Source organism: Ottowia massiliensis (genome assembly GCF_900240305.1).
Taxonomy (GTDB): Bacteria; Pseudomonadota; Gammaproteobacteria; order Burkholderiales; family Burkholderiaceae_C; genus Ottowia; species Ottowia massiliensis.
Genome location: NZ_LT964854.1, coordinates 2,681,741 through 2,697,246, shown reverse-complemented (window position 1 = coordinate 2,697,246; position 15,506 = coordinate 2,681,741). Strand labels below are relative to the sequence as shown.

Below are 15,506 nucleotides of genomic sequence, written 5' to 3'. Positions count from 1 at the left end.
GCTGGAGCCGTCAATCAGCAGCAGCGCGGGCGAAACGGCTTTGGAAGCGGCGGCATCGGAAGCGGCAGGCGTGGGAGCGTGTGGCGTCATGCGGCGATTGTGCCGGGCAGGTTCTACAGCCGCGCCAGCCCAAACCGCCATTGACGGCGCACCCGGCCTGGTGAACTTGATGCCCCGCAACGCCCGCGCCGCCAACCTGCGCCGCGTGCAAACCGCCTTGGCCCGGCTGGAAAAACCGGTTCACAGTCTGGCCGCGAGGGACGAAATTATCAAAAACAAGAGCAGATTTGGCACATTAAAAATGGCCTTTGCGCCCATTGCAGTAGGACCCCATGCTATGGATAAAGGAGCGAATTGCAGCCGTGTGTGTTCAACTCCGCCGGCTGCCGCGCGGCTTGCCCCGGGGCCGGGCGGCAGCCGGCGGAGTTGAACACACACNCTGCCCTGGGGCGCGTCTGCGGTTTGGATGACGCCGCTGGCCACGTAGGCGAGCGGGCCGCCGGCTGCATCCAGCACGCCGAAGCCGGTGGTGCGCAGGCCGGGGTCGATGCCGAGGATTCGCATGGTGAGCTGTGGCGCAAGGCGGCTGGGGCGCTACATGGACAGGAGCAAATATGGAGGGGGCAAAATGCCTGCCTGCGCAGTTTCCACTAGGACCTCATGCTATGGTTAGAGGAGCAAATTTAGAGGAACAAACCTCAATCGGCCAGCAGGCTTTGCGAGCTGGCGCGCTGCACGCCGGCGGCGTTCATGTCGGCCCAGGCGCGGGCCAGCGAGCCGTTCAGGTCGATGGCGCGGCAGGCGTCTTCCACCACGGTGACGGCAAAGCCGGCGGCGCGGGCGTCCAGCGCGCTCCAGGCCACGCAGTAGTCGGTGGCCAGGCCGCACAGGTAAAGGTGGCGGATGCCGCGCGCGTGCAGCCAGGCGGCCAGGCCGGTGGTGGCGGCGCGGTCGGCTTCGGTGAAGGCGGAGTAGCTGTCCACTTGCGGGCGGCAGCCTTTGCGCAGGATGAGCTGCGCCTGCGGCACGTGCAGCTGCGGGTGCAGCGCCGCGTCAGGCGTGCCCTGCACGCAGTGCGTGGGCCAGAGCACCTGGGGGCCGTAGGGCAGTTCGATCACGTCAAAAGGCTGGCGGCCCGGATGGTTGGCGGCGAATGAAACGTGGCTGGCGGGGTGCCAGTCTTGCGTGAGCACGGCGTTTTCAAACAGGGGCGCCATGCGGTTGATGACGGGCACGATGGCGTCGCCCTGCGCCACAGGCAGGCCGCCGCCGGGCATGAAGCCGTTTTGGGCGTCGATGACGAGCAGGGCGCAGTCGCTGGAAAGTGGCATGGCTTTTGAGATGGAAAAGGCACAAGAAAAGCGGCCCGGGTGGCATCAGCGGCCCGGGCCAGGGCGGGTGCGTTCAGCTCAGGAAGCGGACGAACGATTGCACCGGCTCGCGCGCGGTGTGCAGGGCATTGACCGGGTCGGACTCATCGGCCCAGCCCAGGGCCAGGGCGCCCACGATCATTTCGTTTTCGCCCGCGCCGATGTGGGGCATGATGATGCTGTCAAAGCGGTTCCAGGCCGCTTGCGGGCAGGTGTGCAGGCCGCGCGCGCGGGCGGCGAGCATCACGCTTTGCAAAAAGCAGCCGTAATCCAGCAGGCTGCCCCGGCCCATGATGCGGTCGATGGTGAAGAACATGCCCACGGGCGCATCAAAAAAGCGGAAATTGCGCTGCTGCTGGGCGTGCATCTTGTCTTTTTCGCCCTTGCCGATGCCCAGCAGGCCATACATATCCAGGCCCACGGCGCGGCGGCGCGACAGGTACGGCTCCACCCACTTGGCGGGGTAGTAGTCATACGGCTCCGGGTAGCGGGCTTCCAGCTCGGGGTTGTCGCGCAGCTGGTCGTGTGCGGCGCAGACTTTGTTCACCAGCGCGTCACGCGCAGCGCCTTGCAGCACGTACACCTTCCAGGGCTGGGTGTTGGTGCCTGAGGGCGCGCGGCTGGCCACGCGCAGAATGTCTTGCAGCATGGCCTGCGGCACGGGCCGGGGCAAGAAGGCGCGGGCGGAAAAGCGGCTTTCAATGGCGGCGTCCACGCTGGCGGGGTCGGCAATGGCCGGGCGAGCTGTTTCGGGGGCATGGGGCATGGCGTTGTCTCCTTCAGGGGTGCACAAAAGAAGCTTCATTCTGCCTTGCGCGGCGGAGGCGGCGGCTACATTCGCGCTCCATGTATTCCCTGACCCGACGCCGTTTCGCCCTGGGCGCGCTGGCCTGGTGCGCCAGCGGCCGCGCGCAGCCAACGCCTGAAGCGCCGCAGGCCGAGCCGTATGCCTACGCCACCCATGAAAACGCCCTGCTCTGGGCCGAAGAAGCCGCCCGACGGCACGGGCTGGATGCGGCCTGGGCGCGGCAGACCATTGCCAGCGCGTGGTTCAACCCGGGCGTGCAGCGCCTCATGCGCCCGGCCGCCTACAACCAAGCCAGCAGCGCATCCAGAAACTGGCGCGCCTACCGCAAGCGCTTTCTCACGCCCACGCATTTGCAAACGGGCACGCGCTTTTGGCAGGCCAACCATGCGGCGCTGGCGCGCGCCGAGGCGCAATTTGGCGTGCCGGCGGCGGCCATCATGGGCATTCTGGGCGTGGAAACCATTTATGGCCGCAACGTAGGCAAGTACCGCGTGCTGGACGCGCTGGCAACGCTGGCTTTTGACTTTCCGCAAGAGCACCCGCGCGCGCACCAGCGGCAAATCTTCTTTGCGCGCGAGCTGGCGCACTTTCTCGTGCTGTGCCAGCGCAACCGGCTGGAGCCTGGGCAACCTGAAGGCAGCTATGCGGGCGCCATGGGGCTGCCACAGTTCATGCCCTCAAGCTGGCTGCAATACGCGGTGGACTTTGACGGCGATGGCCGCATTGACCTGTGGAACAGCCCGGCCGACGCCATCGGCTCGGTGGCCAATTACTTTCGCGCCTTCGGCTGGCGCCCCGGCCTGCCCACGCATTACGCCGTTCAGCTTCAGCCGCAGGCCGATTTGCGTGCGCTGCTGGCGCACGACATCCTGCCCACCTTCAGCCCTGCCGAAATGGCCGCGCTGGGCGTGACCCTGCCCGAAAAGGCGCAGGAAAGCGCCGGGCCGCTGGCCTTGATCGAGCTGCAAAACGGCGACCCCGCCCGCCCCGGCAACGAGCCTGACTACGTGGCGGGCACGGAAAACTTCTACGTCATCACCCGCTACAACTGGAGCGCCTACTACGCCATGGCCGTCATCGAGCTGGGGCAGCAGCTGGCGCAGGCCAGAGACTGAAGCCGCCTGATTCATCCTGCCCGCAGGCCGGATTGAAAGTCATTGTTTTTAAGGCCGTTGCCAGCGGGCGGACTTCTACAATGAGCCTTTCATTTTCTTGATCAGTGGTTTTGCATGATGGAAAACACCTACCCAGCCGCTGGCGGCACGGCGTCTGAAGCCGCCTCCTCTTCCTCAACCCTGCAATGCGATGTTCTGGTCATAGGCGGCGGCCCGGCGGGCAGCACGGCGGCCACGCTGCTGGCGCGGCAGGGGCACAGCGTGCTGCTGCTGGACAAGGACCGCCACCCGCGCTTTCACATTGGCGAATCCCTGCTGCCGGCCAACCTGCCGCTGTTCGAGCAGCTGGGCGTGGCTGATGAAATACGCGCCATCGGCATCACCAAGCATGCGGCCGAATTCGTCTCGCCCGCGCACGGCAACCGCAAGCAGGCGTTTGAATTCGCACAGGCGTGGGACAAAACCATGCCGTTCGCCTACCAGGTGCGCCGCTCGGAGTTCGACCGCATCCTGCTGGACAACGCAGCCCGCAGCGGCGCCCAGGTGTTCCAGCAATGCAAGGTGGAAAGCGTGGACCTGGAAGCCACCCCTGAATGGGCCGAAGCCCGCGCGCGCCATGCCGACGGGCGCGAAATCACCTGCCGGGCGCGCTTCGTGGTGGATGCCTCGGGGCGCGATACCTTCCTGGCCAGCCGCATGAAGATCAAGCACAAGAACCCGCGCCACAACAGCGTGGCCGTGTTTGCGCACTTCGCCAACGCGCGCCGCAACCCCGGCGCGGCGGAGGGCAACATCACCATCTACTGGTTCGATCACGGCTGGTTCTGGTTCATCCCCTTGCAAGACGGCGCCACCAGCGTGGGCATGGTGACCTGGCCGTATTTCATGCGCACGCGCGGCGAGCGCAGCCTGCGGCAGTTTCTGCTGGACGGCATCGCCCAGTGCCCGCCTCTGGCCGAAAGGCTGCAAGACGCGCAGATCGTCCACGAGCCGGAAGCCACGGGCAATTTCTCCTACCTCAGCGAGCGCACGCACGGGCGCAACTACGTGCTGCTGGGCGATGCGTTCGCCTTCATCGACCCCGTGTTTTCATCCGGCGTGCTGCTGGCCATGCAAAGCGCATTCGCCGCTGCCCGCGCCATTGACGTCTGGCTGAAGCAGCCTGCGCAGCGTGCGCAGGCGCTGGCGCAGCTGGACCGGGATATGCGCCACGGCCCGCGCGAGTTCTCGTGGTTCATCTACCGCATGACCACGCCCGCCATGCGCGACTTGTTCATGGGGCCGCGCAACACGTTTCGCGTGAAGGAAGCCATCATCTCCCTGCTGGCGGGCGACATCTACGGCCAAACGCCCATCTGGCGCTCGCTGCGCGTGTTCAAGGCCATCTATTACCTGACCTCGCTGGCGCAGCTGCCCACCTCGCTGCGCTCCTGGCGCTGGCGCAAGCAAGCCATCCGCACGGTGGATGAAGCCCCGCAAGGCTGAGCGCCTGCCCATGCACGCCGCTCTGCGCCGCGCCCGCGAAGCCGCCGCCATGATTCTGGGCCTGGGCCTGCTGGCGCTCATCTGCCTGGGCTGGACGCCCTTTGCCCTCGTGCTCGGCCCGCTCATGCCCGAAGCCAGCGGCAAGCGCCTGGGGCGGCAAGCCATTCACAGCTGCTTCCGGTTCTACGTCTGGCTGCTGGAGCGCCTGTGCGGCTGCCGCTTCGATTTGCGCGCGCTCGACGAGCTGGCCCGCCAGAGCGGGCCGATGATCATCGTTGCCAACCACCCCTCGCTGCTGGACGCAGTGCTGCTCGTCTCGCGCCTGCCCAATGCCGTGTGCATCATGAAAGCGGCGCTCATGCACAACCTGCTGCTGGGCGCCGGCTCGCGCCTGGCGCGCTACATCGTCAATGACGCGCCGCTGCCCATGATCCGCCGCGCCATCGCCGAAATCAAAAGCGGCGACGGCGCGCGGCTCATCATCTTTCCCGAAAGCACGCGCACCAGCGCGCCGCCCGTGGGGCCGTGCAGCGCCACGGCGGGCCTGATCGCCGCGCGCGCAGGCGTGCCCGTGCAGGCGCTCGTCATTGAAATGAGCACGCCTTACCTGGGCAAGCACTGGCCCCTTTTCCGCCCTCCCAGCCTGCCGCTTGCCGTGCGCGTGCGCTACGTGGGCCAAATGCACGTGGATGGCGCCAGCGCGCACCGCTTTGGCGACGACATCCACGCCCGCTTCGCCCACGCCCTCAAGGAAACGCGCCATGTCTGAAGCTGCTGCGCCCGCGTCCTCCGCGCCTGCCGCCTCGCGCACGCATCTCGTGCTCATCCCCAGCTACAACCCCGGCCCCAAAGTGCGCGACACCGTGGCCGCCGCGCGCGCGCGCTGGAACCCCGTGTGGGTGGTGATTGACGGCAGCACCGACGGCAGCGCGGCCTGGCTGCAAGACATGGCCGCGCAAGATGAGGGCCTGCGCGTGCTCGCGCTGCCCGCCAACCAGGGCAAGGGCGCCGCCGTGCTGCACGGCATTGAGCAGGCCGCGCGCGAAGGCTTCACCCACGCCCTGACGCTGGACTCGGACGGACAGCATCCGGCCCATCTCATCCCGGCCTTCATGCAGGCTTCGCAGGCGCGGCCTGACGCCATGGTGCTGGGCGTGCCGCAGTTCGGCGCAGAAGCGCCGCGCATTCGCGTGCTGGGCCGCAAAATCTCCAACGGCTGGGCCAATCTGGAGACGCTGGGCGCGGGCATTGGCGACTCGCTCTTTGGCTTTCGCGTCTATCCCATCGCCCCGCTGGCGCGCGTCATGCGCGGCCAGCGTTTCATGCGCCGCTTCGACTTCGACCCCGAAGCCGCCGTGCGCCTGGCCTGGGCAGGCGTGCCCGCCATCAACCTGCCCGCTCCCGTGCGCTACTTCACGCCCGAAGAAGGCGGCGTCTCCCACTTCAAATACCTGCGCGACAACGCCCTGCTCACCTGGATGCACACCCGCCTGTTCCTGGGCTTTGCGCTGCGCCTGCCCCGCTTGGCCTGGCGGCGCTGGCGGCCAGCGGGCCGCTGAAAACCGGCCCCTTTCGCCGCAGGCGCAAGCCAGTCTGCGGGCCAACCCTCCAGCTTCTCTCCAGCAACCAGAAAGCATCAGAAACAGGAGCGAATTTGAGGGGGGTAAAAATACCGCCTTGCGCAGTATCCACTAGGACATCATGCTATGGATAAAAGAGCGAAAAAAGCCTTGCGCATGCCCTTCTGTTCTTCCCTCATCCCGCCCTATCTGCTTATTCAGCCATGCCCTTGCGGCCTTGCTGCTCGCCGCAGCCGCGCAAGGGCACGATGGCGGTGCGGCCGCTGGGCGCGCGGGCGAATTCGGCCTCGATGCCATACACGCGGCGCAGGCTTTCGCAAGTCACCACTTCATCGAACGGGCCGCAGCCAGCCACATGACCGCCGTGCAGCATGAGCACGGTTTGCGCGTGCTGGGCGGCCAGGTTCAGGTCATGAATGGCGATGACAACGAGCGCGCCGCTGGCCTGCACGTATTCATGCAGGCGGTCAAACACCTGCATCTGGTGGCGGATGTCCAGCGCGCTGGTGGCTTCGTCCAGCAAAAGCAGGCGGGGCTGGCGGATCAGGCGCTGGGCCAACAGCACCAGTTGCTGCTGGCCGCCGGAGAGGGCGGTCATGGCCCGCTCGTGCAGGTGGGCAATGCCAAAACTGTCCAGCACCTGAAGGGCGCGCTCGATCAGGCCGCCCGCCACGCGCAGGCCCAGCCGCTCGTAGCGGCCCAAAAGCACGGTTTCCAGTACCGACAGCCCGGCGCGCACCTGGCAGTGCTGGGGCATGAAGCCCACTTCGCCCAAGCGCACGGGCTGGCCGTGAAAGCGGATGCTGCCGCCGTGCGGCAAGGTGGTGGCAATGGCGTTGATGAGCGTGGATTTGCCCGTGCCGTTGGGGCCGATCAGGCCGGCGATTTGCCCGGCGGGCAGCGTGGCGCTCACGTCCTTGAGGATTTCGGCCCGGCCGCGCCGGGCGCTGACATGGCTGAGTTGCAGGCCCATCAGATGCCCCCTTTGCGCGAGACGATGATGCCCAGCAGCATGGGCACGCCCGCCACGGCGGTGATGATGCCCACGGGCACCACGGCCCCCGGCGATATGAGCTTGGCAAACACCGAAGCGCCCGAGAGGATGAGCGCGCCCGTCAGCGCGGCCAGCGGCAGCGCAAAGCGGTGGTCTTCGCCCACCAGCGCGCGCGCCATGTGCGGCGCAATCAGCCCGACAAAGCCGATGGTGCCCACAAAGCACACGGCCACGGCCGTCAGCAGCGCCACCAGCACGAAGGCGCGGCGGCGGATGGCCTGCACCGGCACGCCAATGCTCATGGCGTTGGCGTCGCCCAGGCGCAAGGCGGTCAGCGCCCAGGCATCGCGCGCGACAAAGGGCAGGCAGGCCAGCAGCACAACCGCGCACACGCTCACGCTGGTCCAGCTGGCTTTTTGCAAGTCGCCAAACAGCCAGAAGACGATTTGTTGCAGGATTTCGGGACTGGCGATGTACTGGAGCAGCGACTGCACGGACTGAAAGAAAAACAGCACTGCAATGCCGCCCAGGATGAGCACTTCCGGATTGGCGCCGCGCGCCAGCGCCAGCAGGTAAATGAGCGCGCAGGCGGCCAGCGTCATGCCAAAGGCGGCGGCGGGCGTGAGCGCGTAGCCGGGCACGGGCAGCAGGCCGCCAAACATGATGGCCAGCGCCGCGCCAAAGCCCGCCGCTGCCGAAAAACCCAGCGTGAAGGGGCTGGCCAGCGGGTTGTCCAAAATGGTCTGCATCTGCAAACCGCCCAGCCCCAGGCACATGCCCACCAGCGCGCCCATGAGCGCGGGCGGCATGCGCACGTGCCAGAGGATGTTGGCGTTGCTGTGCAGCTTGCGCATTTCGGGCGTAACGCCCGGCAGCCGCTCGCGCACGGCCTCCAGCCCGCCGGGGCCTGTTTGCAGGGCCTGGAAGATGTCCGTCAGCGCCATGCCCGAAGGGCCGGTGGCCAGATCGAGCAGCAGCAGCGCCGCCAGCAGCAGCGCCGCCAGCGCCAGCAAAGCCGCTCGCCGCCCCAGCCGGCGGCCATAGGCGCTGCGGGCCTGTGCGTGGCCGGCTTCGTGGCCGGTTTCGTGGCCGGCCTCGTTCCGGGCTTCAGTGCTCATTTCGCGCCCGCCGGGCGGCCTTGCGGCTGCGCCTGATAGGTGGCCATGAACACGCCTTCAGCCTTGATGGGCAGCCAGGCTTCGTAGAAGTCGCGCAGGTTCTTTTCCGGGTCCACATCGGCAAAAGCCTCCGGGTGAATCTGTTTGGCCACGTATTGGGCGTACACGTAGTCCGACAAAGTGCGCGTGCCGCCGTGATAGACGGCATGCACGTGCCCGCCTTCAGCCGCCTTCAGCTGCCGCCAGCCCGCGCGGCCATTGACATAAGCGCCCATGCGTTCATTGACGGTGCGGGCATCGGCGCCAAAGCCGACGGACACGGCCTCGGGCCGGTTCAGCCATTCGGAGCCAGCCAAAAAAATGATGTCCGGGTTCTGGTCAATCACGTATTCGCGGCTGAGCGGCCCCCAGTTCTGCACCTGCCCCTTGGCAATGTTGCGCGCGCCCGCCATCTCGATCAGCGCGCCCCAGAGCGTGTCGCCGTAGGAGTTGCCCATGGTTTCGGGGCCTTTTTGCGCCAGTTCCACGTAAACCTTCTTGTCTGACGGCCCGGCCTTGGCCACGCGCGCGGCCACGTCCTGCATGGCCAGGCGGTAGTTATCGGCCAGTTTTTGCGCGCGCTGCGGCTGGCCCATGATTTTTCCCAGCGCCAGCGTGGACGCCACGTGCTTTTCAACCGTCTGCGCGTTGTAGTCCAGCGTGAGCACGGGAATGCCCGCCGCCTCGATTTTTTTCACGCCCTCGCCCAGCGCGTCGTAATTCCAGGCAGCCAGAATCAGCAAATCGGGCTGCGCGGCAATCACTTTTTCAATGGAAAAAGAGCCGTCATCCGTGGAACCCACATCCGGCACGCTTTTCAGCCGGGGCAGCGCCTTTTCATACAGCGCGAACTGCCGGGGCCGCCAGTCCCGCCAGGTGGAAAGCGACAGGCCCACCAGCTTGTCTGCCGCGCCCGGCCCCGCCACGGCCAGATAGTCTTCGTAATAAAAGCCCAGCACCACGCGCTCGGGCACGCCGGGCACCGTCACGCTGCGGCCTTTCACGTCGGTCACCGTGATGTCCGCGAAAGCCAGCGGCGCCAGCGCCAGCAAAATGCAGGCAAATGCTTTTTTCATGATTTTCTCCACTGATTATGAGAACGCAAATGAAATGAGAAATTACGTGCCCGCACCGGAAAGCTTCCTGGTTCAATCCAGGCGCCCATGCGCAGGCCGCGAGCATGGCGGGCAGATTATGAAATAAATAATGATTGATAAATATCAATTATGATTTGCGCAATATCATTTCAAAAGCTCGCTTTCCGCAATCCGCGCGGCTCTGCGGAGGCAAAATGCCCACCATGCAACAAGAACTCTCTCAGGAAATCGCCGCTGCCGCCGCGCGGCTGGTGGTGGAAGAAGGGCTGGACTACGGCGCGGCCAAGCGGCGGGCCGTCAAGGAGCTGGGCGCGCCCGCACGCGCGGCCCTGCCGGACAATGACGCCGTGCAGGAGCAGGTGCGCGCCTATCTGGCGCTTTTTCGCGCCGACACCCAGCCCGCCGAGCTGCTGGCGCTGCGCGAGCTGGCGCTGACGTGGATGCAACGGCTGGCCGAATTTCGCCCGCACCTGACCGGCGCGGTATGGAATGGCACGGCCACGCGCCTTTCTGACGTGTATTTGCAGCTTTTCTGCGATGACCCGAAATCGGCGGAAATCGCCCTCATCAACCAGGGTGTGGCTTTTGATGCGCGGCAAGTGCGCGGTTTTCGCGGCGAAATGGTGGACGCGCTCAGCTTTTCAGTCTTTTGCTCCGGCCTGGGCGAGCACGTGGGCGTGCATCTGATGATTCATGACCATGACGACGTGCGCGGCGCGCTCAAGCCCGCTGCCGATGGCCGCCCCGCCCGTGGCGACGAGCAGGCGCTGCGCGCCCGCATGCTGGAAGATGCAGCATCCATCATGAATTGATCGCAAAAAGCGGCAACTTCATTTATTTACGGCGCTTTGCCGCGATGGCCGCAAAATCGCAGCGGAAACCGCACACTCCTTCTGCAAGCTTCAAATTCCAGCAAATTGAAGCAGTTGGCTGCAAATTGCGGTAAATTTGCCCAGTTTTTCATATCAGAAAGATTTCAATCATGGATCTGCGCAAGCTCAAGACCCTGATCGACCTGATCTCGGAGTCCAACGTTTCCGAACTTGAAATCACCGAAGCCGAAGGCAAGGTGCGCATCGTCAAGGGCAGCCCCGCCGCCGTGGTGATGCAGCCTGTAGCACAGCCCGTGGCGGCCGCCGCATCAGCCGCGCCCGCCGTGGCCGCGCCTGCGGCAGCAGCCCCCGCCGAAAGCGCCGCGCCCGCGCCTGCTGCCGCGCCGGGCTTTACCGTCAAATCGCCCATGGTCGGCACTTTCTACCGCGCCGCCAGCCCTGGCGCCAAGCCGTTCGTGGAAGTGGGCTCCAGCGTGAAAGCGGGTGACACGCTTTGCATCATCGAGGCCATGAAAATCCTCAATGAAATCGAGAGCGAAAAGGCCGGCACCGTCACGCAAATCCTGGGCGAAAACGGCCAGCCCGTCGAATACGGCCAGCCGCTGTTCGTCATTGAGTAAGCGGGCGCGCCATGTTCAAGAAAATACTGGTTGCCAATCGCGGCGAAATCGCCCTGCGCATCCAGCGCGCCTGCCGCGAGCTGGGCGTGCAGGCCGTCATGGTGTATTCCGAGGCCGATAAAGACGCCAAATACGTGAAGTTAGCCGACGAAGCCGTGTGTATCGGCCCCGCGCCCTCGGCCCAAAGCTATCTGAACGTGCCCGCCATCATCTCGGCGGCGGAAGTCACGGATGCCGAAGCCATCCATCCCGGTTACGGCTTCTTGAGCGAAAACGCCGATTTCGCCGAGCGCGTGGAGCAAAGCGGCTTCCAGTTCATCGGCCCCACGCCCGAATCCATCCGCATCATGGGCGACAAGGTGGCGGCCAAGCGGGCCATGATGCAGGCGGGCGTGCCCTGCGTGCCCGGCAGCGAAGGCGAGCTGCCTGACGACACCGCCGCCATCAAGCGCATGGCGCGGCAAATCGGCTACCCCGTCATCATCAAGGCCGCAGGCGGCGGCGGCGGGCGCGGCATGCGCGTGGTGCACACCGAAGCGGCGCTGCCCGGCGCGGTGCAAACCACCAAGGCCGAAGCGGCCGCCGCCTTTGGCAACCCGGCGGTTTATATGGAGAAATTCCTCCAGAACCCGCGCCACATTGAAGTCCAGGTGCTGGCCGACAAGCACAAAAACGCCGTCTATCTGGGCGAGCGCGACTGCTCCATGCAGCGCCGCCACCAGAAAGTGATTGAAGAAGCGCCCGCCCCCGGCATTCCGCGCCGCCTGGCCGACCGCATTGGCGAGCGCTGCGTGGCTGCGTGCAAAAAAATCGGCTACCGGGGCGCGGGCACTTTTGAATTTCTGTATGAAAACGGCGAGTTCTATTTCATTGAAATGAACACCCGCGTGCAGGTGGAGCACCCCGTCACGGAAATGATCACCGGCGTGGACATCGTGCGCACGCAAATCATGGTGGCCGCCGGCGAAAAACTGCCCTTTACCCAGCGGCAAATCGAAATTCGCGGCCACGCCATCGAATGCCGCATCAATGCCGAAGACCCCTTCAAATTCACGCCTTCGCCCGGCCGCATCACGGCCTGGCACGCGCCCGGCGGCCCCGGCGTGCGGGTGGACTCGCACATCTACACCAACTACTTCGTGCCGCCCAATTACGACTCGATGATCGGCAAGCTCATCGTCCACGGCGACACGCGCGAGCAAGCCATCGCCCGCATGCAAACCGCGCTGCTCGAAACCGCCGTGGAAGGCATCAACACCAACATCGCGCTGCACCGCGAGCTGATGGTGGACGCCAAATTCCGCCACGGCGGCACCAACATCCACTACCTGGAAAAGTGGCTGAGCGAGCACCAGCGCTGAAAACGCCCGTCGCCAGCACCTGCCAGCCGCGCCCGCTCCCATAAAAAGGAGTGGGCGTTTTCTTTCCGGAGCTGCGATCCGCCTGCCAGAGCGGCCTGTGCGATGACGGAGGCCCCAAAAATAGGAGCGAATTCAGGGGCCTTAAAAGCCGTCTTGCGCAGTTTTCACTAGGACATCATGCTATGGTTTCCGGAGCGCATGGGCCAGCTTTTCATGCACGCCGCCAAAGCCGCCGTTGCTCATGCATAGCAGGTGGTCGCCTGCGCGGGCGGCGCGCGTGGCCTGGGCGACGAGTTCGTCCACGCTGGCGGCCACTTGGGCGCGTGCGCCCAGCGGGGCCAGGGCGGCGGCGGCGTCCCATTCCAGGCCGCCGGCGTGGCAAAAGGCCAGGGCGGCGTTTTCCAGCGCCCAGGGCAGGCGCTCTTTCATGGCGCCCAGTTTCATGGTGTTGCTGCGCGGCTCGAAGAGGGCCAGGATGCGCTCGCTCTGGCGCCCTTGTGCATCAAGCTGGCGGCGCAGGCCGTCTACGGTGGCGCGGATGGCGGTGGGGTGGTGGGCGAAGTCGTCGTAGAGGGTGATGCTGCCGCCGCTGACGGGAATGCGCGCGCGCACTTCCATGCGGCGGCGCACGTTTTCAAAGCGCGCCAGCGCCTCGCAGGCTTGCTGCGGCGGCACGCCCGCGTGCCAGGCGGCGGCGATGGCGGCCAGCGCGTTGAGCTGGTTGTGCGCGCCGGGCAGCGCCCAGCGCACGCGGCCGGCGGGGCGGCCCTGGTGCAGCACGTCAAAGTCGCCCGGCTCGCCGCTGGCGGCGAAGTCGGGGGGCGCTTCGCCGCCTGCCATGCCGAAGCGGCTGACTTCGCTGTACACGCCTTGCGCCAGCACGCGGGCCAGGCTGGCGTCTTGCCCATTGACGATGACGCGGCCCGTGGCGGGCACGGTGCGCAGCAGGTGGTGAAACTGGCGCTCGATGTCGGCCAGGCTGCCGAAGATGTCGGCGTGGTCGAACTCCAGGTTGTTCAGCACCGCCGTGCGCGGGCGGTAGTGCACGAATTTGCTGCGCTTGTCGAAAAAGGCGGTGTCGTATTCATCGGCTTCGATGACGAAAAAGGGCCTTTCGCGCCCGGCCGCCAGGCCGCCCAGCCGGGCGGAGATGCCAAAGTTCAGCGGCACGCCGCCCACCAGAAAGCCCGGTTGCAGGCCCGCGCATTCCAGCGCCCAGGCCAGCATGGATGTGGTGCTGGTTTTGCCATGCGTGCCGGCCACGGCCAGCACGTGGCGGCCTTGCAGCACGTGTTCGGCCAGCCACTGCGGCCCGCTGGCGTAGGGCAGGCCCGCATCGAGAATGGCTTCCATCAGCGGGAATTTGGGCGCGCCATTTGCCAGCCGCGCGCGGCTGACCACGTTGCCAATCACGAACATGTCGGGCTTGAGCGCCAGCTGATCGGCGCCGTAGCCTTCCATCAAATCAATGCCCAGCGCGCGCAGCTGCTCGCTCATGGGCGGGTAAACGCCCGCGTCGCAGCCGGTGACGGTGTGCCCGGCCTCGCGCGCCAGCGCCGCCAGCCCGCCCATGAAAGTGCCGCAGATGCCAAGGATGTGGATGTGCATGAAGGTTTCGCTCAGGTTTCGCGCAGGTTTCGCGTAGGTTTCGCGCAAAGGGGATCAGGGGGAAGGCTGGTTTCTGGCTGTCCGCCCGTGCGTTCTGGCCGCCTGGATGGGCCGCCGTGGCTTGCGGCGTGAAAAAGCCGCCTGGGCGCTGGGCCGGGCGGCTGGGGCGGGTAAAGCGGCTCAGGCCACCGTCACGGCGGCGCCCGCGCGTTCGGTGATGTGGCCGATGGCGTAAACGGTTTCGCCGTGCTGGCGCAAGGTGGCGGCCACGGCCTCGGCGGCCTCGGCGGCGGCGATGACCACCATGCCGATGCCGTTGTTGAAGGTGCGGTTCATTTCTGCGTCGTCGATGCCGGCGGTTTTTTGCAGCCAGGCGAAGAGTTCGCTTTGCGGCCAGCTGCCTTTTTGCAGGCGCGCGGCCAGCCCTTCGGGCAGCACGCGGGGAATGTTTTCGAGCAGGCCGCCGCCGGTGATGTGGGCCAGCGCGCGGATGGCCTGCGGGTGCGCGGCCAAAGTGGCGAGCACGGGCTTCACGTAAAGGCGCGTGGGGCGCATGATGGCCTGGCGGAAAGGCTGGCCGTCCAGCGTTTCGGGCAGCGCGCCTTGCGCCTGCGCGCGCTCGATGCACTTGCGCACGAGCGAGTAGCCGTTGCTGTGCGCGCCGCTGCTGGCCAGGCCCAGTACCACATCGCCCGCCCGCACGCTCTGGCCGGTGAGCAGGCGCGATTTTTCGGCCGCGCCCACGGCAAAGCCGGCCAGGTCGTATTCACCGGCGGGGTACATGCCGGGCATTTCGGCGGTTTCGCCGCCGATGAGGGCGCAGCCGCTTTCTTCGCAGCCCCGGGCGATGCCGCCTACCACGGCGGCGGCGGTGTCCACGTCGAGCTTGCCGCAGGCGAAGTAGTCCAGAAAAAAGAGCGGCTCGGCGCCTTGCACGAGCACGTCGTTCACGCTCATGGCGACCAGGTCGATGCCCACGCCGCCGTGCATGTTCCATTCAAAGGCGAGCTTGAGTTTGGTGCCCACGCCGTCGGTGCCGCTCACGAGCACAGGCTCCTTGTATTTGCGGGGCACTTCAAAGAGCGCGCCAAAGCCGCCAATGCCGGCCAGCACGCCTTCGCGCAGGGTTTTGCGGGCCAGGGGCTTGATGCGCTCGACCAGGGCGTCGCCTGCGTCAATATCAACGCCGGCGTCTTTGTAGGAAAGAGGGGTGTTCATGCGAGATGGGAGAAAAAGCTCAAAGGCGGGCGGGGCTGCGCGCTGGCGGGCTTGCGCCCTGGCCTGCCGCGCGTTGTGCGCGCAAGCGCACCCTGTTCAATAAAATCCACCGTCAATTTTAGGCGCGGCCCCAGGGCGGTTCAGGGCCTGCCTGCCTGAAATGCCCCTTGATATTTGCTCCTTGCTTGATAGCACGACCTCCCCGTGGATCGTGCGACAAATGCCTTTTCAGGCCCCTTGAATTTGCTCCTCTTTCTGAA

Annotated in this window: 14 protein-coding genes and 1 pseudogene; 7 read left to right on the top strand and 8 right to left on the bottom strand. The window is 66.1% G+C overall.

Translation table 11 applies throughout. The features are described from left to right. Positions 1 to 450: 450 nt before the first annotated feature. The 3 genes and pseudogenes from C1720_RS11950 to C1720_RS11940 form a co-directional block, all read right to left on the bottom strand. A pseudogene (locus tag C1720_RS11950) lies at positions 451 to 564 on the bottom strand (crossover junction endodeoxyribonuclease RuvC); the annotation flags it as partial. A gap of 134 nt (positions 565 to 698) precedes the next feature. Further along, positions 699 to 1,331, bottom strand: coding sequence for a bifunctional nicotinamidase/pyrazinamidase (gene pncA / locus C1720_RS11945; RefSeq protein WP_102284356.1), 633 nt, complete (start codon positions 1,329 to 1,331; stop codon positions 699 to 701). 73 nt (positions 1,332 to 1,404) lie between these two features. Continuing rightward, positions 1,405 to 2,136 (bottom strand): nitroreductase, encoded by a 732-nt coding sequence (locus tag C1720_RS11940; RefSeq protein WP_102284355.1) that lies wholly within the window; start codon positions 2,134 to 2,136, stop codon positions 1,405 to 1,407. 80 nt (positions 2,137 to 2,216) lie between these two features. On the opposite strand from C1720_RS11940, the gene mltB reads away from it, so the two are divergent. From mltB to C1720_RS11920, 4 genes are all read left to right on the top strand, one after another. Continuing rightward, positions 2,217 to 3,293: a lytic murein transglycosylase B gene (mltB, locus tag C1720_RS11935; protein WP_102284354.1), complete on the top strand. Its 1,077-nt coding sequence runs from the start codon at positions 2,217 to 2,219 to the stop codon at positions 3,291 to 3,293. Positions 3,294 to 3,410: 117 nt separating this feature from the next. Further along, positions 3,411 to 4,778 (top strand): NAD(P)/FAD-dependent oxidoreductase, encoded by a 1,368-nt coding sequence (locus C1720_RS11930; protein WP_102284671.1) that lies wholly within the window; start codon positions 3,411 to 3,413, stop codon positions 4,776 to 4,778. Positions 4,779 to 4,788: 10 nt separating this feature from the next. After that, positions 4,789 to 5,547 carry a lysophospholipid acyltransferase family protein gene (locus C1720_RS11925; protein WP_102284670.1) on the top strand — a complete coding sequence of 253 codons (759 nt, stop codon included), beginning with the start codon at positions 4,789 to 4,791 and terminating at the stop codon, positions 5,545 to 5,547. After that, a complete protein-coding gene (locus C1720_RS11920) occupies positions 5,540 to 6,337 on the top strand; it encodes a glycosyltransferase family 2 protein (RefSeq protein ID WP_102284353.1) in 798 nt (265 codons plus the stop codon). The genes C1720_RS11925 and C1720_RS11920 overlap by 8 nt, the downstream gene beginning before the upstream one ends. 214 nt (positions 6,338 to 6,551) lie before the next feature. Here C1720_RS11920 and C1720_RS11915 read toward each other — a convergent pair whose 3' ends face one another. The 3 genes from C1720_RS11915 to C1720_RS11905 are packed head-to-tail and all read right to left on the bottom strand — an operon-like array spanning position 6,552 to position 9,585. Next, positions 6,552 to 7,331, bottom strand: a complete 780-nt coding sequence (locus C1720_RS11915; protein WP_102284352.1) for an ABC transporter ATP-binding protein — start codon at positions 7,329 to 7,331, stop codon at positions 6,552 to 6,554. Beyond that, positions 7,331 to 8,470 carry a FecCD family ABC transporter permease gene (locus C1720_RS11910; protein ID WP_102284351.1) on the bottom strand — a complete coding sequence of 380 codons (1,140 nt, stop codon included), beginning with the start codon at positions 8,468 to 8,470 and terminating at the stop codon, positions 7,331 to 7,333. The genes C1720_RS11915 and C1720_RS11910 overlap by 1 nt, the downstream gene beginning before the upstream one ends. After that, a complete protein-coding gene (locus tag C1720_RS11905) occupies positions 8,467 to 9,585 on the bottom strand; it encodes an ABC transporter substrate-binding protein (RefSeq protein WP_102284669.1) in 1,119 nt (372 codons plus the stop codon). The genes C1720_RS11910 and C1720_RS11905 overlap by 4 nt, the downstream gene beginning before the upstream one ends. Positions 9,586 to 9,809: 224 nt before the next feature. Between C1720_RS11905 and C1720_RS11900 the strand changes: the two genes are divergently transcribed. The 3 genes from C1720_RS11900 (at position 9,810) to accC (ending at position 12,420) form a co-directional block, all read left to right on the top strand. After that, a complete protein-coding gene (locus C1720_RS11900) occupies positions 9,810 to 10,418 on the top strand; it encodes a hypothetical protein (protein WP_102284668.1) in 609 nt (202 codons plus the stop codon). Between the two features lie 170 nt (positions 10,419 to 10,588). Continuing rightward, the gene (accB, locus tag C1720_RS11895; RefSeq protein ID WP_050716244.1) at positions 10,589 to 11,059 is read left to right on the top strand and encodes an acetyl-CoA carboxylase biotin carboxyl carrier protein; all 471 of its coding nucleotides are present in this window, start codon (positions 10,589 to 10,591) and stop codon (positions 11,057 to 11,059) included. An 11-nt stretch (positions 11,060 to 11,070) separates the two neighbouring features. Then, complete coding sequence (gene accC, locus C1720_RS11890; RefSeq protein WP_050716243.1) at positions 11,071 to 12,420, top strand: acetyl-CoA carboxylase biotin carboxylase subunit; 1,350 nt, start codon at positions 11,071 to 11,073, stop codon at positions 12,418 to 12,420. A 180-nt stretch (positions 12,421 to 12,600) separates the two neighbouring features. On the opposite strand, the gene mpl is transcribed toward accC, so the two are convergent. Together mpl and purM are read right to left on the bottom strand one after the other, a co-directional pair. Further along, positions 12,601 to 14,028 (bottom strand): UDP-N-acetylmuramate:L-alanyl-gamma-D-glutamyl-meso-diaminopimelate ligase, encoded by a 1,428-nt coding sequence (gene mpl, locus C1720_RS11885; protein WP_102284667.1) that lies wholly within the window; start codon positions 14,026 to 14,028, stop codon positions 12,601 to 12,603. Positions 14,029 to 14,208: 180 nt separating this feature from the next. Further along, a complete protein-coding gene (purM, locus tag C1720_RS11880) occupies positions 14,209 to 15,246 on the bottom strand; it encodes a phosphoribosylformylglycinamidine cyclo-ligase (protein ID WP_102284350.1) in 1,038 nt (345 codons plus the stop codon). Between the last annotated feature and the right edge of the window lie 260 nt (positions 15,247 to 15,506).